The sequence below is a fragment of the Citrobacter sp. RHBSTW-00881 genome (assembly GCF_013728515.1).
Taxonomy (GTDB): domain Bacteria; phylum Pseudomonadota; class Gammaproteobacteria; order Enterobacterales; family Enterobacteriaceae; genus Citrobacter; species Citrobacter braakii.
Genome location: NZ_CP056269.1, coordinates 923,210 through 945,329, shown reverse-complemented (window position 1 = coordinate 945,329; position 22,120 = coordinate 923,210). Strand labels below are relative to the sequence as shown.

Annotated in this window: 16 protein-coding genes; 4 read left to right on the top strand and 12 right to left on the bottom strand. The window is 53.8% G+C overall.

Annotated features, from left to right (window positions below):
• Positions 1–25: 25 nt before the first annotated feature.
• The 12 genes from recD to rppH all read right to left on the bottom strand — a co-directional run bounded on the left by recD (position 26) and on the right by rppH (position 18,380).
• The gene (gene recD / locus HV311_RS04545; protein WP_191220765.1) at positions 26–1,846 is read right to left on the bottom strand and encodes an exodeoxyribonuclease V subunit alpha; all 1,821 of its coding nucleotides are present in this window, start codon (positions 1,844–1,846) and stop codon (positions 26–28) included.
• Positions 1,843–5,388, bottom strand: a complete 3,546-nt coding sequence (gene recB, locus HV311_RS04540) for an exodeoxyribonuclease V subunit beta (protein ID WP_191220764.1) — start codon at positions 5,386–5,388, stop codon at positions 1,843–1,845. Before recB ends, recD begins: the two co-directional genes overlap by 4 nt.
• Positions 5,381–8,269 carry a pitrilysin gene (gene ptrA, locus HV311_RS04535; RefSeq protein WP_191220763.1) on the bottom strand — a complete coding sequence of 963 codons (2,889 nt, stop codon included), beginning with the start codon at positions 8,267–8,269 and terminating at the stop codon, positions 5,381–5,383. The genes recB and ptrA overlap by 8 nt, the downstream gene beginning before the upstream one ends.
• Before the next feature lie 185 nt (positions 8,270–8,454).
• On the bottom strand, positions 8,455–11,817 hold the full coding sequence (recC, locus tag HV311_RS04530; protein WP_191220762.1) for an exodeoxyribonuclease V subunit gamma: 3,363 nt from the start codon (positions 11,815–11,817) through the stop codon (positions 8,455–8,457).
• Positions 11,818–11,829: 12 nt separating this feature from the next.
• Positions 11,830–12,153 carry a prepilin-type N-terminal cleavage/methylation domain-containing protein gene (locus HV311_RS04525; protein ID WP_016154271.1) on the bottom strand — a complete coding sequence of 108 codons (324 nt, stop codon included), beginning with the start codon at positions 12,151–12,153 and terminating at the stop codon, positions 11,830–11,832.
• A complete protein-coding gene (locus tag HV311_RS04520; protein WP_016154272.1) occupies positions 12,138–12,545 on the bottom strand; it encodes a DUF2509 family protein in 408 nt (135 codons plus the stop codon). Before HV311_RS04520 ends, HV311_RS04525 begins: the two co-directional genes overlap by 16 nt.
• Positions 12,542–13,105 (bottom strand): prepilin peptidase-dependent protein, encoded by a 564-nt coding sequence (locus tag HV311_RS04515; protein ID WP_016154273.1) that lies wholly within the window; start codon positions 13,103–13,105, stop codon positions 12,542–12,544. The genes HV311_RS04520 and HV311_RS04515 overlap by 4 nt, the downstream gene beginning before the upstream one ends.
• The gene (locus tag HV311_RS04510; protein ID WP_047359083.1) at positions 13,096–13,566 is read right to left on the bottom strand and encodes a prepilin peptidase-dependent protein; all 471 of its coding nucleotides are present in this window, start codon (positions 13,564–13,566) and stop codon (positions 13,096–13,098) included. Before HV311_RS04510 ends, HV311_RS04515 begins: the two co-directional genes overlap by 10 nt.
• A gap of 183 nt (positions 13,567–13,749) precedes the next feature.
• Positions 13,750–14,544: a thymidylate synthase gene (gene thyA, locus HV311_RS04505; protein ID WP_003033990.1), complete on the bottom strand. Its 795-nt coding sequence runs from the start codon at positions 14,542–14,544 to the stop codon at positions 13,750–13,752.
• Between the two features lie 6 nt (positions 14,545–14,550).
• Complete coding sequence (gene lgt, locus HV311_RS04500) at positions 14,551–15,426, bottom strand: prolipoprotein diacylglyceryl transferase (RefSeq protein ID WP_003825606.1); 876 nt, start codon at positions 15,424–15,426, stop codon at positions 14,551–14,553.
• Positions 15,427–15,590: 164 nt separating this feature from the next.
• The gene (gene ptsP / locus HV311_RS04495; RefSeq protein ID WP_016157379.1) at positions 15,591–17,837 is read right to left on the bottom strand and encodes a phosphoenolpyruvate--protein phosphotransferase; all 2,247 of its coding nucleotides are present in this window, start codon (positions 17,835–17,837) and stop codon (positions 15,591–15,593) included.
• Between the two features lie 12 nt (positions 17,838–17,849).
• The gene (rppH, locus tag HV311_RS04490) at positions 17,850–18,380 is read right to left on the bottom strand and encodes an RNA pyrophosphohydrolase (protein ID WP_003825602.1); all 531 of its coding nucleotides are present in this window, start codon (positions 18,378–18,380) and stop codon (positions 17,850–17,852) included.
• Between the two features lie 684 nt (positions 18,381–19,064).
• On the opposite strand from rppH, the gene mutH reads away from it, so the two are divergent.
• The 4 genes from mutH to HV311_RS04470 all read left to right on the top strand — a co-directional run bounded on the left by mutH (position 19,065) and on the right by HV311_RS04470 (position 22,059).
• The gene (gene mutH / locus HV311_RS04485) at positions 19,065–19,760 is read left to right on the top strand and encodes a DNA mismatch repair endonuclease MutH (protein WP_181626981.1); all 696 of its coding nucleotides are present in this window, start codon (positions 19,065–19,067) and stop codon (positions 19,758–19,760) included.
• A 75-nt stretch (positions 19,761–19,835) separates the two neighbouring features.
• Complete coding sequence (locus HV311_RS04480; protein WP_016154277.1) at positions 19,836–20,549, top strand: TerC family protein; 714 nt, start codon at positions 19,836–19,838, stop codon at positions 20,547–20,549.
• Between the two features lie 144 nt (positions 20,550–20,693).
• Positions 20,694–20,912 carry a lipoprotein YgdR gene (gene ygdR, locus HV311_RS04475; RefSeq protein ID WP_000758660.1) on the top strand — a complete coding sequence of 73 codons (219 nt, stop codon included), beginning with the start codon at positions 20,694–20,696 and terminating at the stop codon, positions 20,910–20,912.
• A gap of 106 nt (positions 20,913–21,018) precedes the next feature.
• Positions 21,019–22,059 carry an NADP(H)-dependent aldo-keto reductase gene (locus HV311_RS04470; RefSeq protein ID WP_191220761.1) on the top strand — a complete coding sequence of 347 codons (1,041 nt, stop codon included), beginning with the start codon at positions 21,019–21,021 and terminating at the stop codon, positions 22,057–22,059.
• Positions 22,060–22,120: the final 61 nt, after the last annotated feature.

Genomic DNA, 22,120 nt, shown 5'->3' with positions numbered 1-22,120 from the left:
TAAATGCCTTATCCGGCAACGAATTTTATTGATTAAACAACGCCGCCAATCCGCTGCGACGTTCGGTGCGGGTGGCAATGGCGTTACTTAATATCCGCTCATCGGCATACAGTGACAGACGCCGGCGCGCGCGGGTGACGGCGGTATAGACCAGCTCGCGGGTAACCACGGGTGAATGCTGGCTGGGTAAAATCAACGCCGCATGGTCAAACTCAGATCCCTGCGATTTGTGCACGGTCATCGCCCAAGTGGTTTCATGTTCAGGTAAGCGACTGGGCTGGACTGATTTGATAGAACCGTCCGGCAGCACAAACCACACCCTCAGGCCCTGTCCACGATCGAGGGCAATGCCGATATCACCGTTAAATAATCCCAGCGAACTGTCATTGCGCGCGATCATCACCGGTCTTCCCTCATACCAGCGGCTATGCGTTGAACGATGAATTTTACGTTTTTGCGCCATCACCTGCTCAAGGCGTTCATTCAAACCACCCACGCCAAACGGACCTTCACGCAGGGCACACAACAGCTGATACTCATTGAAGGCCTGAATGACAGCATCCGGCTCAGCGCCCTCTCGCAGTAAATCCAGATAGTGCCCATAACCCGCCAGCGCCTCATCCAACATCGCGGCGTAATCTTCGCTGCTATGTAGCGTGCGTTTTTCGATGTCGCTAAACCCCTGCTGGAAGACCGTTTTGAGCGCGGCTTTGTCACCACGATTAATCGCAGCAGCCAACTGACCGATTCCGGAATCGCTACCGAAACGGTAACTCTTTTGCAGCAGACACAAACTGTCGCGCAAAGCGGCGGCCTGAGTTCCCGGACCTGCCGGAATAGCGCTTCCGGTCAGACGACTGAGCTGGCGGGCGCGTTCCGGGGTAAACCCGTTACCGACGAAAGCACAGATATCCCCCAGCACCGCCCCCGCTTCGACGGAAGCGAGCTGGTCACGATCGCCAAGAAAAATCACCCGCCCGTGCGGCGGCAGCGCATCGATAAGGCGCGACATCATCGGCAAATCAATCATCGAGGCTTCATCCACCACCAGCACATCCAGATGCAGCGGGTTTCCCGCATGATGACGCAGGCGCTGACTGCCTGGCTGAGCGCCTAATAATCGATGCAACGTACTGGCGTCATCGGGAATGCGTTTCTTTTGCTCTTCGGTTAACGGCAGTTCTCGTAGCGCTGCGCCCAGCGAGGCAGTCAGGCGCGCTGCCGCCTTTCCAGTAGGAGCCGCCAGGCGAATACGGCAGCGTTCCCCCTCAGTCATCTGAATCAACGCCGCCAGAAGCCTCGCAACTGTTGTCGTTTTTCCGGTCCCCGGCCCGCCGGAGATCACCGATATACGACGGGTCAACGCCACCGCAGCGGCCACTTTTTGCCAGTTAACACCTTCCGCTGGTGGAAACAACGCCGCCAGCGTGTGGGTAAGCCGTTGTTCATCCACCTCAATGGCGTGGTTAACTTCACTGAAAAAGCGAGCCACTGCCCGTTCGTTATGCCACATCCGGTTCAGATACAAGCGATCGCCGTGCAGCACCAGCGGCGTGGGTTGCTCACCACGGCTTACCGCCCCGGAGGCCAGCAAACATTCCGTCCAGTCTTCTGGCTCCCCCACTTCAGCGAGCCAGGCGCTTAAAAGGGGATGGGCATCCTCGCTCAGGGATAACCGTGAAAGTGGTAAGCAGACGTGCCCTTCACCTGCTTCACGACTAAGCAACGCCGCCGCCAGCGCAACGGCAGGGTTATCATTTCCGGCAACCGCCAGCGCAAACTGGGCATCCAGAGGCCGGAGCTGTTTTTGCTCCACAGCTTCCAGTAATCGTTTCTGGATTGTCATGACATCTCCTCCAGTGGCGCACCGACAAACATCTCGTCCATCAAGGCGATTAACTCCCCGTCAGGTCGGGTCGCGTAAATTCCCTGTTGCGGATTTTCACTGTCAATGCCACGCAAGAAGAGATAGATAACACCGCCAAAATGGCGTTCATAATCATAATCAGCAATGCGATGGCGCAAGTAGCGATGCAGCGCCAGGCTATAAAGTTGATACTGCAGGTCGTAGCGATGCGCCTGCATGGCAGAGGCCATCGCCTGCTGCGTATACGCTGAGCTGTCTTCCCCAAGCCAGTTCGATTTGTAATCGAGAAGGTAATAACGCCCCTTGTGGCGGAAAACCAGGTCAATAAATCCTTTCAGCATGCCGCGTACCTGCATAAATTCCAACGCAGGGCACCCCGCGGAGAGCGGATCGTATTGGCGAATTAACGCATCAAGTTGGCTGGCCATCAGCGGCTGCGAAATCGGCAGGTAAAACTCCATCTCCACCTGTTTTTCACGCGCGGAAAGATGGCTCAAACTCACGCCCGTCTCGTTGAGAGGCGCCTGCAAAATGGCATCCAGCCATTCGGTCAAAACCGGCGTCCAGTGCGCGTCATAACCGCCCAACGCCAGTTTTTCCTCGACCCAACGCGGATCTACCGGTTGAGTAAAGTCGAGATCTTCAAACAGGCTATGCAAGAATGTACCTGGCGAAGCGCCGCGCGGGAACTGATGCGGAGTAAGCCCTGACTCTTCAATAACCTCACCAACGCCTGCGGCATCAATATCCAGTCGCGGGATCAGATCCTGCGCGATTCCATGCCCACGCTGCTGCAGACCGGAATAACTGGTCACGCGCCAGCTATCGCCGGGCGTACGCTGCAGTATTTTCGCACTCAGTTCGCAGCTAACAGCTTGCGCAACTTGCCAGCGTTCACCGTCAGGCTGCGCAGGCGTCTGGCAGGCAATATCATCACTGCACAACGCTTCAATCGCACTACGCAGACCCGCGGCATCCATCGGCTCACCTTTTTGCAACAGGCGACCAAGGGCGCTGTGATGCACATCGGTATCCCCTTTTTTATCGCCCCGACGTCGCACCAACGGCGCCACGCCAAGGCTGCAGTGCCATACCGAACGGGTTAGCGCGACATAGAGCAAACGCAGGTCTTCCGCCAGACGTTCCGCTTCAGCTAGCTCAACGCTCTCCTCGGCATCGCTGAGATCCAGCACGGCTTCAAAAGAGCTGCGATCGTGGTAGAAAGCCTGATCCTGGACGCGGAAATTCGTGATAAACGGCAGCCAGACCAGCGGATACTCCAGCCCTTTAGATTTATGGATAGTGACGATTTTGACCAGATGCTTGTCGCTTTCCAGCCTGAGTTGCTGGCTGGACGCGTTGCTGTCGGGTTCAAGAATATGCTGGGACAGCCAGCGCACCAGCGCATGCTCGCTTTCCAGCTGCGAGCCTGCTTCCTGCAACAGTTCGCTGATATGTAAAATATCGGTCAGGCGGCGTTCGCCCCCCGCCGTCGCCAGCAGGTTTTCCGCAATCTGGCGGGTTGTCATCAGCGCGCGCAGCATCGGCATCACGCCGCGTTTATGCCAGATCTGACGATAGCCATCAAACTCTTCGACCACCGCATCCCAGGCATTTTCGTCGTTATTTAACGCTTCAAGATCCTGCGCATTCAGCCCCATCATTGAGGTCGCCAGCGCGCTACGCAGCGTGTTCTCACGCTCCGGCGTCATCACCGCCTGCAGCACCCACAGCAACTCCCGCGCTTCCAGCGTTTCAAATACGCTGTCACGGTTGGAAAGGTAGACGGAGGGAATTGCCAGCTGCGTCAGCGCATCACGGACCAGTGCCGCCTCCTGGCGGCTACGAACCAGTACGCTGATATCCGACGCGCGTACCGGACTGGATGTTTTACCACTGACCAGTTGCGCAGCGCCAGACTGCCCGGCCTTAAGCCAGTCGCGAATTTGCGTGGCGCACACCTGGGCCATGTAGTTCTGATAATCGCCTACGCCGCAGCTTTCCCCTTCCATCAGCCACATGCTCATGGCTGGCTGTGTCTCACCGTGTAAAACAAACCGAAACGACTGGTTTTTTTCTGCAAATTTTACCGGGCTAAAGGGGATTTCGCGGAACATAAAGGCGTCATCCATCTGGCTGAAAAGCGTATTTACGCTATTGACCATGCCGGGGGCCGAACGCCAGTTGGTATCGAGCGTATAGTGTGCGCTGACCTCGCTGCGCGCCTTCATATAGGTGAAGATATCCGCGCCGCGAAACGCGTAAATCGCCTGTTTTGGGTCGCCAATCAGCAGCAGTGCGGTATCCGGCTGATGCTGCCAGATCCGGCGAAAAATACGGTACTGCTGCGGATCGGTATCCTGAAATTCATCGATCATCGCGACCGGAAAACGGGTACGGATAGCCGTCGCCAGGGCATCGCCGCTTTCACTGCGCAACGCCACATCCAGACGGCTGAGCATATCGTCAAAGCCTAGCTCACCGCGGCGTCGTTTCTCCTCGGCAACCGCTGAACGGATCTCCGCCAGCGCCCGGGTGATCACCAGATCGCGGAGAGTTAACGGTTCGCTAAGCAGTTCATCAATAGCGACAAACAGCGGGTGCTGAGGGGGTATTCCGCCCGCTTTAGTGCGCTCTTCCAGAAAACGCTGTGAGAATTTCTCCAGCGCGTCAGGAAGCTGATAACTTTGGGTTTCTTCTTGCGCCCATGCGCTGATCTTTTCGATCCACTTGCCCTGGTTACCACGATTAAATTTACGCCGGTCGATCCCGGAGGCTTCCAGCAGGCCATCCAGCTCATCAACGGAATCACGCCATTGCTGCTTGATCTGGTTAATGCGCGTGAGAATTTGTTCGTGCCGGGAAGCCAGCGTTTCGTCATCAGACGGCGGAGCCTTGATGACCGGCGCTTCCCCCTGCAGATAGCGATCGATGTCTCTCAGCAGAGCCTGCGGTCCTTTCCACGTTTCAAAAATCACCTGCGCAATGTCGCGGGGTAGCGGATAGCAGTGCCGACGCCAGAAGTCCGCACAGGCCTGATAGCGCAGCAGCGATTCATCTTCTATCAGTTGCTGTTCGAACAGCATGCCTGATTCAAAGGCGTTGAGACTGAGCATACGCTGACAAAAGCCGTGGATGGTAAACACCGCCGCTTCATCCATCTGTCTTTCAGCCAATAGCAGCCAGTGAGCGGCCTGTTTTTTATCGGCGATTTCATCTAACAAACGGGCATATAGCGGGTTGTCGGTCTTTTCACGCAGGCAGGCAATTCGCAGTTCATGAATGTTGCTACGAATTCGACCGCGCAACTCTTCGGTGGCTGCCTCGGTGAAGGTGACCACGAGCAGTTCTTCAACGGTCAGAGGACGAGGAAAGGCGGCAGAGCCGCCCAGTCCAAGCAGTAAACGTAAATACAGGGCGGCGATGGTAAAGGTTTTACCGGTGCCCGCAGAGGCTTCAATCAGGCGCTCGCCCGTCAGGGGCAAGCGCAGTGGATCAAGGGACTCAGCGGCATCATTCATTCTTATCACTCATCAGGGGTAAGGTTTGCTGCAACGCGCTGACTGTCTGCCACACTTTCCAGCCTTCCGGGTGCACATATTCTGCTTTCCCGTTCTGACTGCCGGAAACCTGTGACAGTATCGCCATGCCTTGCGGCTCAACCACCGCCTGATGGAAGAAGTCGGCAAGTTTTTGCGGCGTCAGCAGTTTAATCTGAGCCACTATTTTATCACGTGAATCGAAGCGCATATTGCCGCGATCAAAATCTTTGCTTAACTGTGAGGCTTCTTCCCCCAGCGTTTGCGGCGCCTGCAGCATTTGCGCAATAATCGCCTGCTGAATTTGCGCAAACTCTTCAGGTTTCATCGCCCGCAGCTTCGCTTCCGCCGTCGGGAAGAACGCTTTATAACGCTCCCAAAGATAAGACGGCTGATTATCATTGCTTTGCAGCAGGAACCCCATTCCCCACTGACGGCCGATACTCATCGGGAAAGCAAATACAGCGTAGCCTAACTGCTCTTCAGTACGCAGTTGATTGTAGAACCACGGCTGAACAATCTGCCCTAACATGGCGCTGTAGGCTGAACTGGCGTATTCATCGTATCCGGTTGGCACAAATACCGCCGCCAGCGCGGAGTCCGTGCTACTGCCTGCTTTTTCAAAGATGACGGACTGCTTCTTGTCCACAACCACATCTTTATTGCGACACCACTGTGACCCGTTAGCGCCAAGCTGTTGTTGGATATCCCGCGCCATGGTCGTCGCCTGAGCGGCGCTCATATTACCTATTACCAGGAATTCAGGCCGCGCACCGGTTTTTAAGGCGTCGCGGTACGTCATCACCTCTTTCAGGGTGATAGAAGGCAGTAGTTTACGGCGCTCATCGCGTGAGAAGTACGGCACCTGAGAAAGCATCTGCACTGGCATAATTGCCTGATCGTAGGCTTTACCCTTCTCTGCAGAATCCATCATCTGGGCATACCAGGATTTCGCCTGTTCCAGTTGTTCATCCGTTGAGGTGTAGCTGAAATAGCCGCTCAGCAGAGCCTGAAAAAGCTGCGGCAGACGTTGGGTGTAGCCGTTGGCGTTAAGCATCAACCCATTGTTAGCGTTGGTAGAGAAACCAATTCCACCTACCGACGCCTGATTGCTTAACTGATCGAGCGCAATCCCCGCCAGGTAATCGTTAAGTGCGAATAATACCTGGTTGCGGGCGCTGTCCATGGCCTTCGGGTTACGCAGGATCACGCTGACGTCAGCCTTCGGCTCACTGGCAAAATACTGGCTCGGCGCATACACCACGCGTAGATCCGGCTCATCAACAATCAGTTCCGGGTGAGCGTATTTTTTATCCGTTTTAATCAGCGTGAAATCATCCGGAATGTAGGGGTTCAACTCCGGTAACGACAGCGCAATGCCCTGCGCTTTTTGCTGCCAGTCGGCAAAGGTTTTGTCGCTGATTTTATCCACCTGGTAAGGCGCATCGACAAAATAAGCGGTTTTATTATGCGGTTCTTTCGCACTGATATACCAGATACGCGCATTCTGTGGCGTCATCATTGCCAGGCGTTGCTCAACGGCTTGCACATCGTACTGGTCGGCAATATTCACCGCATCCAGCGTATGTTCGACAGGAACGCGGATCATGGTATCAGCCAACCATTCCACGTAGTCCATATCACGGGTGATGGAGGGATAACGGAAATCGAGATCCAGTACGTGCGCCAGTTCGTCAAAATAGCGTTTATCGACGCCTTTATCGCGTAACAGATTGAGATAACTGAAAATTGCCGCAACAACTTCATCGCGGTTCGCCAGCCCTTTGTCGGTTAACGTCGCGGAAATGGCTAACACGCCGCTGTTCCCATTGACCACCGGATCGGAATCCGCACGAATACCTTCAACCAGTCCCTGCTTTTGCAGCCAGTCAGACAACGTGCCAGGGCTACGATTACCAATCAGATAGGTCACCAGCTCATCGGTTTTACTGCGGAACTGCGCGCTGTTGTTATCGATACGAAACTCGACGCGCAGTACTTTACGCGGCATTGCCGGAACATAGTGGATGATGACGCCCTTTTGCGCGTCGGTGACTACCGGTACGGTAATTTCAGGCTTTGCGATATTTCTGTTCGGTACGCGTCCAAAGGTGTCAGCAGCTATCCGCGCCAGCTCTGGCAGGGGCTTATTGCTATAAATCACCGCCTTCATCAGGTTCGCGGAGTAGTACTTTTCATGAAATTTTTGTAATGCCTGCACCACCGGGTTTCCCGGTTTATCGCTTAATGTCTCGAGATTTCCGCCGGAGAAACGCGAGCCAGGGTGCGCCGGGTTGATGGTCTCAGCACTCACCTGCGCCATACGCATCCCGTCTCGGGTGCGCGCCAGCGTCAGCTCGGAGTTAACCGCGTTACGCTCACGATCGGCATATTTTTTATCCAGCAACGGATCGGCAATAGCGTCTGCCAGGCGATCCACCGCCCCCACCAACGCGTCGTTTTCGACTTCAAGATAGAAGGCCGTACGGTAAGGCGCGGTGCTGGCATTGTGGCTGCCGCCGTGCATTTTCAGGAATTCAGCCAGACTGTCCGGCTGCGGGTATTTTTTCGAGCCCATCAGACACATGTGTTCGAGATAATGCGCCAGCCCCTGATGCTCGTCCGGATCTTCCAGCGAGCCCACGGGAACCACCAGTGCAGAAAGGGATTTCACGGCCTGAGGATCGGATACCAGCAACACGACCATGCCGTTATCAAGGCGCACGGCCTGATACTGGCGGGTGTCTTTATCGCTTTTACGGATGGTTTCAGCTAAAGGCTGCCAACCGGTATCTGCCTGACTTACGGGAACCCAAAGGGCGACGAACAACAGTAATGCGCTGAACCAGGTGCTGCGGGGCATTCACAAACCTCATCATTAACGTATTCACCTGTTCACAGCAAAGCACGCATAAATACGTGGTCTGAACAGGGCAAGACTATGTGCTGAACGAGCCAGCATCCTCTCTTTGTAAGAATCAGTCCGTGACAGAATGCGCATCATAGTGGAAGCCATCGAACTGCGCAATTTTTATACAATCATCATGACTAATTAAAGCGAAAAATCGGTAACAGGTAGCGCTGAGACTGTAAAACAATGGTCTCCAGCGTAGCCGCATCCAGCTGACGCCAAAGGCGCTGATACCAGATATCATCACCTTCACCCCGTACCATCATGTTACCTTCATAGGCCTGCAGAAACTTACTGCGCGCTTTTTGCAACGTTGCATCGTCATCTAACATGGCATCATTTACGGCGTCATAACAGGTTTTTATCCAGGCGCCGCCGCTTTCGGGCAATACCAGCAATGGTGACGACATGCCTTCCCGATACCCGTCAATGAGCTGCGACAGGTACAGCAGTGCCTGCTCTGCATCCAGTGGCGGAAAACGCCATTCCCCGTCTTTACGCAGGAACAACCGGCTCTCTCCCGTACCGCCACTGGCACAATAGACAAGATGTTCCAGCCAAAGTTGCACACCCTGCGCAATGCTTATCAAAGATGGGCGCCAGCGCAACAAACCGTCCTCTTGCACCTGTGGCAGCCAACCGGTGATTTGCACGCCGTTACAGTTAAGATCGATTTCCATACTCTGGCAGGGCTGACGACAGGCGATAATGCGTTCAGCCAGCGACTGCATCTCCTGACGCTGCGTATCCCACAGAATTTCGCCAAATGGCCCATAGGGAAGCGTGCCCGCCGCACGAAAACGGCGAAACAGTTGTTCAGCATCCTTCTCTTCAACCAGCGTGTTAAGCAATTGCTGATTAAGCTGATAGCGGGTTAATCCTTCAAGAGTGAACGGTTCCGTTTCCGGGATCTCACTTTCTTCAGAGCGGAAGTTGACCCTCAGCCGCATCTGGAAAAAAGCCCTTACCGGATGAGCCCAAAATCGCTGCAGCGTTTCCAGCGTCAGCGTTTCAGGCATCTCAAAGGGAAGCGTCTGGACAAAATCCGTGTGCGCTTTTCCTGACAGGCTCGCCGCAGGCAGCCATTCCCGGGCATAGCTTTGCTGTTCGCCCGGCAGATAGTTTTGTGCATCAAAGGGCATACGGGTATGCAAACGGGTAATGTGTGCTTTTACCCGTGCTTCGCTTTGATCGCAGGTCAATGATTCATCGCCCGGCAGATAGTGGCTTTGCCCGATGTAGTCCATCAGTTCCTGCACCAGCACCGACGGGAAGCGCTCGCTGTTGTCCTGAATGGAGCGGCCAATGTAGCTGATGTAGAGCGTTTGCTGTGCTGAAATCAATGCTTCAAGAAACAGGTAGCGGTCATCATCGCGACGGCTGCGATCGCCCCTCATCGGTTTTTGACTCATCAAATCAAAGCCCAACGGTGCAAGCTGACGCGGATAAACGCCATCGTTCATACCCAGCAGGCACACCACCTTGAAAGGAATAGAGCGCATCGGCATCAGCGTACAAATGTTAACTGGCCCCGCCAGGAAGCGCTGGCTAATGCGCTCCTGGTCAAGACGCTGGGCCAGCTCATCACGCAATAGAGAGAGCGGTATGGCATCACCATACTCAGCCCCCAGACCTTCAGTGATAATGGCCTGCCACTGCTGTTCAATCAGCGTCATCGCCGCTTCGGTATCTGCATCCGGCAGGAAGAAATCATTAAGCATGTCCCGACAAACGGGCAGCCACTCTTCCAACGGGCGCTCCTGCGCTAACCCTCTACGCCAGAGATTGAGCTGCATCAGCAACGAGGCCAGATGCCCTACCAACTCGGCAATCAAACCGTTGGACTCATCGTATGGCAATACCGATTGCCACTCGCCCTGCGCGCTTTCCATCGCGTAGCCGAGCAGCATGCGGGTTAAACCAAATTGCCAGGTATGCTGACCTGTAGGCGGAAGTTCCAGTTCACGCACGTTATCGTCGTCAATTCCCCAGCGAATCCCGGATTCATTGACCCATAAACGAAGATAGCGCAGCCCTTCTTCATCGATATTGAAACGCGCCGCCAGCACGGGCACATCCAGTAATGCCAGCACATCCTCTGAGACAAAACGGCTATCCGGCAGCGACATCAGGCTAATAAAGGCCTGTAAGACGGGATGAGACTGGCGCGCCCGACGGTCGGAAATCGCATAAGGTAAGTAACGCTCAGCTGGTGCGCTGCCAAAGACCGACTGAATAAACGGGCTGTAGCTGTCGATATCCGCCACCATCACAATAATATCGCGCGGCGTCAGCGTGGGATCCGCTTCCAGCATTGCCAGCAGGCGGTCATGAAGAATTTCTACCTCGCGCTGTGGGCTATGACAAACATGGAAAGTCACGCTGGTGTCGTTCAGCTCAAGCCGTCGTTTATTATCGCTACGCGAATACTCTTCCAGCGTAACGCCCGCCACGGCATGACTTTCAAGTTCCAGAATATCCGATTGAATATTATGCAAAAGATTGTCAGGCGTAATATCGACAAACGCATCCAGCTCCTGACTATTTTCCAGTTCTGAAAGCAGATAAATGTAATCGCGCCCCAGTTTGCCCCACGAGGCCAGCATCGGGTTGCCCACATCCTGTTCACCATCGCTGTTAAACACCCCTTCGGCTTTCTGACTATCGCGAAACAGCGGTAGATGGCGTTCTTCAAAGCTGTGCCGACGCTGACGCGCCATCAGCTTCGCCAGCCAGGCGGGATCTTTTATATCTCCCCAGTAGTAGCGACAAGGGTTGGTAAACAGCAGATGAATATCAATGTGCTTGCCCAGCGCCTGCAATGCCTGCAAATAAACCGGCGGCAGCGCCGAAATGCCGCAAATAAAGACGCGAGAAGGCAGTCCCTGCGGGCACTCGGACGCGCTTTCCAGAGACTGAATAAATCGTTGGTATAAATTGGCGCGATGCCAGCGCGGCTGGCCCAATTCCTCGGTGTGTTCCACCAGCGCTTTCCACAACGGCGCCTGCCAGGCCTGAGACTCACCGAGTCCCTCAACCTGTCGCCCAGCTTCCCACTGGGTCAACCACTCAGGGCGATAGACTAAATACTGGTCGAAGAGGTCAGCCGCGCGCGAGGAAAGCTGAAACAGCTTACGTTTATCGGTGTCGTCCGTCAGATAGTGGCGCAGCAATGCGAAGTCATCGCCATCCAGCAATTGCGGCAACAGCGTCATCAACTTCCAGCTCATGCTCTGTTTGCTGAACGCGCTCTCTTTCGGGATATCCGGCAGCACGCGCACAAACATATCCCAGATAAAACTCGCGGGCAGCGGAAAATCAATGTTGGCGGCAATACTAAACTTCTGTGCAAGGGTCATTTGTAGCCACTGCGCCATACCGGTACTTTGAACCAGGATCATCTCAGGTTCAAAGGGGTCGTCCAGCCGCTCGCGCTCAACGATAAATTCCATTAACGCTTCCAGCACATCCAGACGATTGGAGTGGTAGACCCTTAACATAGCGACTCCTGACTACTGACGATTCGGGCAATGCAGACGCGTCATCTGACCCTGCCTGCCCAAGGGTGAAGAAATTTTAACGTTGATGCTGACACATCCCGCGCTCGTTGTCTGCATTCGGTTAACCTGCCAGTTCAAAGGCGATGAAAACGGATACAGCTGGGTTTGCTGCCAGGCGTGACGCCAGAGTTGCTGATACTGGTTTCTGATGATAAAGCTGTTCATCAGCGCCCGCTGGTATCCTGACAGCGCGGTCACAATCATGATCATCAGCACCATTGCCAGCATCACTTCCGGCAGGCTAAAGCCACGCTGTCTGTTCAGGGGATCTGACATAGCGCCTGCTCCTTTAGCGGACAAAAATCGCTCCAGCCATGCACCGAATATTCGATATTGTCATCAATAATCGCCCCCTGCCGCCATAACGATACCCCTTCATAATGGACTATTAGCAGCACGAAATTATTAGTAAGCAGTCGCAGGCAAACCGCGGCATCCTGCGTGGTATAACGCCGACACTGTACGGCGAGTTGTAAGCGCCAGGGCTGCATACGCCCCCATTCCATCGCGGATTGCACCACCGCCTGGCGCTGCAGAGCCTGACTTTGCGTGACCACTCGCGAAGCAAAACGGGACTCCTGCCTGCTAACGCCTTGCAGCAGAAGGCTACCGAGCACCAGTAGCAACAAGACCATCGCTAAAGATGAAACGCCCCGCTCACGGTTCACAGGTTGAATCCTGTCACGCTGTAGACTGCTTCAATAACCTTTTGTGGTTCGGCATTGTTCACTCCGCGCAAACGCAGCGTAAGGAGCGGGGAATATCCGCTGATATTCAGACGTTCGACCTGAAATGCCTCAATCTGTATCGTGGCTGGATCGGTCATTTTCTCCCACCCTTTTCCATTGCAGTCCGTTACTCCCCGCAGGGTCTCCAGTACCTTGTCCTGTAAACGAAATCCAATCGTATCGGCCTCTTTCGCGGGACTGCTCTCCCAAATGCCGTTGCTATTGGCATCCCAGCGCGCAATGACACAGTCGCCCTTAGCCGATATCTCCAGCCCTTCTCCGACACAGTTTCCGCGGCAGTACCCTGCCCGCTGAAGATGCTTCGCCACGGTGTATACCCGCTGCCATATTTCATCTTCAAGCGCTAACTGGCGCGTGTTGCGCAGGATCTCTCGCTGCAGCGCGGGTAAAAATCGCGCTGAGCTAAGCAATAAAACGCTGCTAATCGCCATAGCAATCAGCACCTCAAGGAGTGAAAAGCCCCGTTCATTTACTGACATAACCTGGCCTCATCTTTCTCGCAAAGCCTGATTCGCCCCCAGCCTGACACCACCACGCGCCATTCCCCTGTCGTATTTTTCAGGCGAATATGTCCAGCCCATGCCGTATTGCGCAGACCAAAAAAGGCCAGTGAAGGCGTTATCTCTGCCATTTCGACATCGTCCCAGGGCGGTGTAAAAACCAAGGGCGAAACGGGTAGACACGTGGTTTGCACAGCAGCAGAGCTGACAAAACACCAGGATGTGCCATCCCGAATCACGCTGATGACGTGATCGCGGTTACGCCAGTTAGCATCTTCACGCAGTTGCAGCAGGTAATCTCGCACCTGAATGGCGGTTTGCCATAGCCGCTGTTGCTGTTGCCAGCGCTGCCAACCATACAGCCCCGAGGCGCCAAGCGCCGCGACGATCAGCATCGCAATCAGGGTTTCGATAAGCGTGTAGCCGTGTTGTTTTTTCATGCCGCCAGTATGGCGTGAGGAAAATGAATAACGAGCGGGAAATTCGGTTTCTACGGCGAGCTACGAGGAATATTTGTCGCGTTGCAGGTCGTTGCAATATTTCAGGAACCCACGCCGAAGAACGCGATTTGAGACAAAAAAAACCGACGCGCACGGGCGTCGGTTGTGACAGCATGAAGCCGATTAGATAGCCACTGGCGCTTTAATACCAGGATGCGGATCGTAGCCTTCAATTTCGAAATCTTCGAAGCGATAGTCAAAGATAGATTCAGGCTTACGTTTGATGACCAGCTTCGGCAGCGCGCGCGGTTCGCGGCTAAGCTGCAGATGCGTTTGATCCATATGGTTGCTGTACAGGTGCGTGTCGCCGCCGGTCCAGACAAAATCACCCACTTCCAGATCGCACTGCTGCGCCATCATGTGTACCAGCAAGGCGTAGCTGGCAATGTTAAACGGCAAACCGAGGAACACATCGCACGAACGCTGATACAACTGGCAGGAGAGCTTGCCATCCGCCACGTAAAACTGGAAGAACGCGTGGCACGGCGCCAGTGCCATTTTATCCAGCTCACCGACGTTCCATGCAGAAACGATAATTCGGCGAGAGTCCGGGTCATTTTTGAGCTGGTTTAACACCGTGGTGATCTGGTCAATATGGCGACCATCTGGCGTAGGCCACGCACGCCACTGTTTGCCATAAACCGGCCCCAGATTACCGTTTTCATCCGCCCATTCGTCCCAGATTGAGACGTTGTTTTCATGCAGGTAGGCAACGTTGGTGTCGCCCTGCAAAAACCACAGCAGTTCATGAATGATCGAGCGTAAATGACAGCGTTTAGTCGTAACCAGCGGGAACCCTTCCTGCAGATTAAAACGCATCTGATGACCAAAAATGGAAAGCGTTCCGGTTCCGGTACGGTCGTTTTTCTGTGTGCCTTCATCCAGCACTTTTTGCATCAGTTCTAAATACTGTTTCATGGTTCCTCAGGAAACGTGTTGCTGTGGGCTGCGGCGGTACGCCCAAACCATCATAATAATGCCTGCGACAATCATCGGGATTGAGAGGATCTGTCCCATGCTGATGTACTGTACCCAGGTGCCGGTAAACTGCGCATCCGGCTGGCGGAAGAATTCAACGATAATACGAAACGCGCCATAACCAATCAGGAACAGACCGGATACCGAACCCATCGGGCGCGGTTTACGAATGTACAGATTAAGAATGATAAACAACACAACGCCTTCCAGCGCCATCTCATAAAGCTGTGAGGCATGGCGCGGCAGCGAGCCGTAGGTATCAAAAATAGACTGCCATTGCGGGTTAGTTTGCAGCAGTAAAATGTCTTCGGTACGGGAGCCCGGGAACAGCATGGCGTACTTGAAATTCGGATCAACGCGTCCCCACAGCTCACCGTTGATAAAGTTGCCCAAACGCCCTGCCCCCAGACCAAACGGAATCAGCGGGGCAATGAAATCAGAAACCTGGAAGAACGAACGCTTGGTGCGTTTGGCGAAGATAATCATCACCAGGATCACACCAATAAGCCCACCGTGGAAGGACATCCCGCCGTCCCAAACGCGGAACAGATACAGCGGGTTATCGAGGAATAACGGGAAGTTATAGAACAGTACGTAACCAATACGCCCTCCAAGGAAAACCCCGAGGAAGCCCGCATACAGTAGATTTTCTACTTCATTTTTGGTCCAGCCACTGCCCGGACGATTAGCACGGCGCGTCGCCAGCCACATCGCAAAAATAAACCCCACCAAATACATTAAGCCGTACCAGTGAAGCGCGACGGGTCCGATTGAGAAAATGACCGGATCGAAATCCGGAAAATGCAGATAGCTACTGGTCATCTGTCACCACAAGTTCTTGTTATTTCGCTGAAGTCAGACAGCAATTGATAAGCGCGCCTGCATAATGCAGGCGCTCCAAAGGTGCGAATGATAGCACATGGGGATCGCAGCGGATGCCGATTACAGTTAAAAGATATGTATACCTACTGTTACCAGCCCTCGATTCACAATCCCCCGCGAATCAGTCCCCCCATGCCACGGCGTTCCATAAAAGCCGCCACCTGATGGCGTACTTCTGTCGCCATCTGCGCTTCCAGGCTGCGTTGCGCCAGCGTTTGCGCCTCATCAAAATCGATATGGCGCAGCAGATATTTAACGCGAGCCACGGAACGACCGTTCATCGACAAATGGCGAAAACCCAGGCCGATCAGAATGGCCACGCACATCGGGTCGCCCGCCATTTCACCGCACAATCGCAAATCGATACCGCTTCTTTCGGCTTCCTGCGCAATCATCGCCAGCACACGTAACATACCCGGATGCAGGCTGTCATAAATGCTGGCCACCCGCGTATTGTTACGATCGACAGCCAAAATGTACTGGGTGAGATCGTTGGTTCCGACCGAGATAAAGTCTATCCGGTTTATCAGATGCGGCAGCATAAACACCATCGACGGAACTTCCAGCATGATGCCAATGCGCGGTTTTGGGATCGCGTAGCCGATCATCTCTTCCACTTCGCGTCCGGCGCGTTCAATCAAACGTCGCGCTTCGTCCACTTCATCAATGCTGGTGACCATCGGCAGCAAAATGCTCAGGTTGCCGGTTGCCGCGTTGGCACGCAGCATGGCCCGAACCTGGATCAAAAAGATCTCCGGCTGATCGAGCGTTATGCGGATCCCACGCCAGCCAAGGCACGGGTTCTCTTCACTGATCGGCATGTAGGGCAGTTGTTTATCGGCGCCGACATCCAGCGTACGTAGGGTCACCGGCTTGTCGTTAAACATTTGCAGCATGCCCTGATACTGCGCAACCTGTTCTTCTTCCGAAGGAAAACCGCTTTGCAGCATGAACGGGATTTCGGTGCGATACAGGCCAATGCCGTCGATCCGGCTCCCCAGCTTCTCTTCATGCTCCGGGCTGAGGCCCGCATTGAGCATCACCTTCACACGCTCGCCGCTTTTCAACTGTGCTGGCTGGTTGACGTCATCTTCCGCCAGGCGGCTCAGCTCAATTTCTTCACTGATAAGACGCTGGTATTCCTGGATCAATACCGGCTCTGGATCGACCAGCAGTTCACCGCGATAACCGTCCACTACCAGCGTACGGCGATGTAACACCGACGGCTGGATATCGGCTCCCATGACGGTAGGGATACCCAGTGCACGAACCATAATAGCCGCATGAGAGTTGGCCGCGCCGTCCCGGACAACCACACCGACTAAGCGGTCCTGAGGAAGTTCCGCCAGCGTGGTGGCGGAAAGTTCATCCGCCACCAGCACAAAGCGTTCCGGCCAGGTATTCGGCCCCTGGATCGAGTCGTCAAGATGGAACAGTAGACGCTGGCCCAGCGCGCGTAAATCTCCGGCCCGCTCTTTGAGGTAGTTATCACTCAGCGCGGCAAACTGTTCGGCAAACTTTTCAATGATCGTTTTAACGGCCCACTCGGCCACCGAACCATTATCCACTTCCGCAAACAGCTCACGGCGCAGACGAGTATCGGAAAGCAAGTGTGAATAGAGATCAAAAATCGCCGCCGTTTCTTTCTGCGCCCCGGCGGTAAAGCGTTTGCTGTAGCGGCGGAATTCATTCGCCGCCTCTTCCAGCGCACCGGTGAGCCGCTCGCGCTCAAGCACCGGATCCAGCGTTGAAGCCTGATAGACCTGCTCCATCAGCGGCAGCGTCGCATCCTGCCAGCCTTCGGCTATTGCCACGCCAGGGGCGGCGGGCAATGCGCGGATGCGCGTTTGCCGGTATTGGCCGAACAGTGCGTTTAGCTGCGACTGCGAAAGAATAGCCGCCATTTGCGTGGCGAGCGTGACGAGGAAAGACTCTTCACTTTCATCGTACTGGCGCAATTCGCGCTGCTGGACCACCAGCACACCTAACAGCTGACGGCGCTGAATAATCGGTACGCCTAAGAACGCACGAAAGCGCTCTTCTTTTACCGAAGGGATGTATTTAAAGCTGGGATGTTTTTGCGCATCGGCGAGGTTGATAGGTTCCGCCAGCCTGCCAACCAGGCCAACGATACCTTCATCAAACGCGAGTGCGACAGTACGACCACGCGGTTTCTTCAGTCCACGGGTCGCCATGAGGTAATAACAACGTCGATCGTGATCGGCCAAGTAAACCGAACAGACCTCTGTATCCATCGCAAGACAGATGTCGGTAACCAGAATATTCAGCGCTTCATTCAGACGCGGAGCACTGGCCACCTTTTCGACTATTTCGCGCAGGCGGGTGAGCATAATTTGCGTAGCTTAACCTCTTTTACGTCTGTACGCAGGTGCGCTTTGGGGCTTAGGAGTGCTCTCCTGAAGCGCCATGACAACACTTGCGAATTCTTTCATCACCCTGCGATAGACATCGCGTTTAAATGACACCACCTGTCGAACCGGATACCAGTAACTCACCCAGCGCCAGCCGTCGAACTCAGGTGTACTGCTGGTTTGCATATTGATTTCAGCATCGCTGCTAACCAATTGCAGAAGAAACCATTTTTGTTTCTGGCCGATACAAACCGGCTTCGTGTCCCAACGCACCAAACGTTTCGGTAACTTGTAACGCAACCAGTTACGAGTAGAAGCAAGGATCCGTACATCTTTACGACTGAGACCCACTTCTTCAAAGAGTTCCCGGTACATCGCCTGCTCTGCTGTCTCTCCTGCATTTATCCCACCTTGCGGGAATTGCCAGGAGTGCTGACCAAATCGCCGGGCCCACATGACCTGCCCCTGGCGGTTACAAATTACTATCCCTACATTCGGGCGGTAGCCATCGTCATCAATCACCGGACTACCTCAATATAAACCTTATATACAAACGATTGTTTCACACTCCAGAGAGGCGGTAAACCACTCTGTTAAGGGCGCGATACTCTAATAACAATTGAATAACTCACAGCTAAGGGCGGAGTTATAAACAGAAGAAGGGCAAGCAAGGCGATTTTATTCACCTTTTCTGTGGATATAGTTGTGAAGAAGTACGGAATTACTATGGGAAAACCCAGAACAGTCCGAATAAGACATTCGTCACATATCAAAAATAGTCTTCTATATTCATAAAGTTAAAACCGTTCAGCGCAAATAAACCCATAGAAACGTGACGTATATCACGCACACGATCTTCAGGCTGATGAAAGATCGACCAGCGTTGGTTTTATCCACAGATTATGCCAATAAGTTAGGCACAATTTGTGTGAAAATTCGATTTTCGTCGCACGTCAAGGCTGTAAATTGAAACAGTAGTGGGGGTTTTTCACAGTTATCCCATCTTTCTGTGGATAACATGGTGTAAGATCCTGTTCATTGTCAGTGACCAGAATTGGAAAACCCGCTTCGCTGTTGCGCAACTCTGCGTATGTGAATCTAAAAACCAATATAAATCATAGAATTGAATAAAGCATGTGGAAAAAGATAAACTCTGTCCACACGGTATAAAATCTTTGCTCATTTTTTCACCTAAGGGTTAACCCGATGTCAGAACTCCATCCGCTGCTTTCTCCCCCTGAATCTGAAGCCCAGTTGTTGAGTCAGGCACGGCAGCTTTCGGGCTACGCGCTGGGAGAGTTGGCGGCAATGGCGGGACTCGTCGCACCCAAGGATCTCAAGCGCGATAAAGGCTGGATTGGCGTACTACTGGAAATCTGGCTTGGCGCCAGTGCGGGCAGCAAACCGGAACAGGATTTTGCGGCGCTGGGCGTGGAGCTGAAAACAATCCCAGTGGATAGCCTTGGCAGACCGCTGGAAACCACCTTTGTGTGCGTGGCACCGTTAACCGGCAATACCGGCGTTACCTGGGAAACCAGCCATGTGCGGCACAAACTTAAACGCGTTCTGTGGATCCCGGTAGAAGGCGAACGCAGCATCCCGCTGGCTGAGCGCCGCGTCGGTTCTCCCCTGCTGTGGAGCCCGAATGAAGAAGAAGACCGGCAATTGCGTCTGGACTGGGAAGAGTTGATGGATATGATTGTGTTAGGCCACGTCGAACGCATCACTGCCCGCCATGGGGAAGTGCTACAGCTGCGTCCTAAAGCCGCCAACGCCCGAGCGCTTACCGAGGCCATTGGCGCCCATGGCGAACCCATCCTGACCCTACCACGCGGTTTTTACTTGAAAAAGAACTTCACGCGCGCATTGCTTGAGCGACATTTCTTGTTCCAGGCGCAATAGGCACCGTCCGGTCTTTCACCCGCCGCGTTACGGGCCTATAATTACCGCTTCTTTTTTTTGGCAGGACTTTGTTCGATGTTATTTGCATGGATAACCGATCCTAACGCCTGGCTTGCGCTCGGTACGCTGACGCTGCTGGAGATCGTTCTTGGGATCGACAATATTATTTTCCTCTCTCTGGTAGTAGCCAAACTCCCGACAGCGCAACGCAATCATGCCCGACGTATTGGGCTTGCGGCGGCGATGATCATGCGTCTGGCACTACTGGCCTCTATCGCCTGGGTAACGCGTCTGACAAACCCGCTATTCGAAGTGTTTGGCGAGGCAATATCAGCGCGCGACCTGATCCTTCTACTCGGGGGATTGTTCCTGATCTGGAAAGCCAGTAAGGAGATCCACGAATCCATTGAAGGTGAGGAAGAGGGGCTGAAAACCCGCGTTTCCTCTTTTCTGGGCGCGATTGTGCAGATCATGTTGTTAGACATTATCTTCAGCCTGGATTCCGTGATTACTGCGGTAGGCTTGTCCGATCATCTGTTTATCATGATGGCGGCAGTGGTGATTGCCGTGGGTGTGATGATGTTTGCTGCACGCCCGATTGGCGATTTTGTCGATCGCCATCCTTCGGTAAAAATGCTGGCGCTCTCGTTCCTGATTCTGGTCGGTTTCACGCTAATTCTGGAAAGTTTCGACGTCCACGTTCCGAAAGGATATATCTATTTCGCCATGTTCTTCTCTATTGCGGTAGAGACGCTGAACCTGTGGCGTAATAAAAAAAATCCGCTCTGATGAAATCCATCGCTCCCCGCACGGGGAGCGAATGCGCGCCACACCTACCTCTTCTCACAGTTTAAGATTTTACTGCTTTCGCCATGCACAACTTCGCGTTATTACTAAACTATTGTCAGATGCAGGCCATGTGAGGATAAGCAGATGAAAAAATGGGCAGTTTTGATTTCCGCCGTAGGACTGGCTTTTGCCGTTTCCGGATGCAGCAGTGATTATGTAATGGCGACAAAAGATGGTCGAATGATCCTGACCGATGGAAAACCAGAAATTGACGATGATACCGGTCTGGTGAGCTATCACGACCAGCAAGGCAATGCGATGCAGATTAATCGCGATGATGTGTCTCAAATCATTGAACGCTGATGGTTGAGGTCAGCAGCGCGCTGGCCTTAACAATTTTACTTCCCTTTTTCTCTTCCCTCAGCCATTTTTATAATCCTTATGTCGTGATTATAAAAAGGAAACGGCTATGCAATATCACCGTATACCCCACAGCTCGCTTGAAGTCAGTACACTGGGGCTGGGCACAATGACGTTTGGTGAACAAAACAGCGAAGCCGACGCACATGCACAGCTCGATTATGCCGTAGAACAAGGCATAAATTTGATCGACGTTGCCGAGATGTATCCGGTACCGCCGCGTCCTGAAACCCAGGGTCTCACCGAAACCTACGTAGGTAACTGGCTCGCCAAACACGGTAGCCGTGAAAAGCTAATCGTTGCTTCTAAGGTCAGTGGACCTTCACGTAACAACGACAGCGGTATTCGACCGAATCAGGCGCTGGACCGTAAAAATATTCGTGAAGCGCTGCACGACAGCCTGAAAAGACTGCAAACCGATTACCTGGATCTGTATCAGGTTCACTGGCCGCAGCGCCCGACCAACTGCTTTGGTAAGTTAGGCTACAGCTGGACGGACTCTGCGCCAGTCGTTTCGCTGCTGGATACGTTGGACGCGCTGGCAGAGTTTCAGCGCGCGGGGAAAATTCGCTACATCGGCGTGTCCAATGAAACCGCGTTTGGCGTGATGCGCTACCTGCACCTGGCGGACAAACACGATCTGCCGCGCATCGCCACCATCCAGAACCCCTACAGCCTGCTGAATCGCAGCTATGAGGTTGGACTGGCGGAAGTGAGCCAGTATGAAGGCGTTGAACTGCTGGCCTACTCTTGCCTTGGCTTCGGTACATTAACCGGTAAATACCTGAACGGCGCGAAGCCTGCCGGTGCACGCAATACGCTGTTTAGCCGTTTCACGCGTTACAGCGGCGAGCAAACGCAAAAAGCCGTTGCGGCCTATGTGGATATCGCGAAACGCCATAATCTGGATCCTGCGCAAATGGCGCTGGCATTCGTGCGTCGTCAGCCGTTTGTCGCCAGCACCCTGCTGGGAGCCACGACGATGGAGCAGCTAAAAACCAACGTTGAAAGCCTGCATCTGGAGTTGAGCGAAGAAGTACTGACAGAGATTGAAGCGGTGCATCAGGTGTATACCTATCCTGCACCGTGACGGTTAGTGCCTGATGGCGCTACGCTTATCAGACCTACAAATTGCTGCTCTCTGTAGGCCG

Coding starts and splice junctions, on each gene's coding strand:
- recD (WP_191220765.1), bottom strand. CDS start 1,846: ATGACAATCCAGAAACGATTACTGGAAGCTGTGGAGCAAAAACAGCTC.
- recB (WP_191220764.1), bottom strand. CDS start 5,388: ATGAATGATGCCGCTGAGTCCCTTGATCCACTGCGCTTGCCCCTGACG.
- ptrA (WP_191220763.1), bottom strand. CDS start 8,269: ATGCCCCGCAGCACCTGGTTCAGCGCATTACTGTTGTTCGTCGCCCTT.
- recC (WP_191220762.1), bottom strand. CDS start 11,817: ATGTTAAGGGTCTACCACTCCAATCGTCTGGATGTGCTGGAAGCGTTA.
- HV311_RS04525 (WP_016154271.1), bottom strand. CDS start 12,153: ATGTCAGATCCCCTGAACAGACAGCGTGGCTTTAGCCTGCCGGAAGTG.
- HV311_RS04515 (WP_016154273.1), bottom strand. CDS start 13,105: ATGTCAGTAAATGAACGGGGCTTTTCACTCCTTGAGGTGCTGATTGCT.
- HV311_RS04510 (WP_047359083.1), bottom strand. CDS start 13,566: ATGAAAAAACAACACGGCTACACGCTTATCGAAACCCTGATTGCGATG.
- thyA (WP_003033990.1), bottom strand. CDS start 14,544: ATGAAACAGTATTTAGAACTGATGCAAAAAGTGCTGGATGAAGGCACA.
- lgt (WP_003825606.1), bottom strand. CDS start 15,426: ATGACCAGTAGCTATCTGCATTTTCCGGATTTCGATCCGGTCATTTTC.
- ptsP (WP_016157379.1), bottom strand. CDS start 17,837: ATGCTCACCCGCCTGCGCGAAATAGTCGAAAAGGTGGCCAGTGCTCCG.
- mutH (WP_181626981.1), top strand. CDS start 19,065: ATGTCAGAACTCCATCCGCTGCTTTCTCCCCCTGAATCTGAAGCCCAG.
- HV311_RS04480 (WP_016154277.1), top strand. CDS start 19,836: ATGTTATTTGCATGGATAACCGATCCTAACGCCTGGCTTGCGCTCGGT.
- ygdR (WP_000758660.1), top strand. CDS start 20,694: ATGAAAAAATGGGCAGTTTTGATTTCCGCCGTAGGACTGGCTTTTGCC.
- HV311_RS04470 (WP_191220761.1), top strand. CDS start 21,019: ATGCAATATCACCGTATACCCCACAGCTCGCTTGAAGTCAGTACACTG.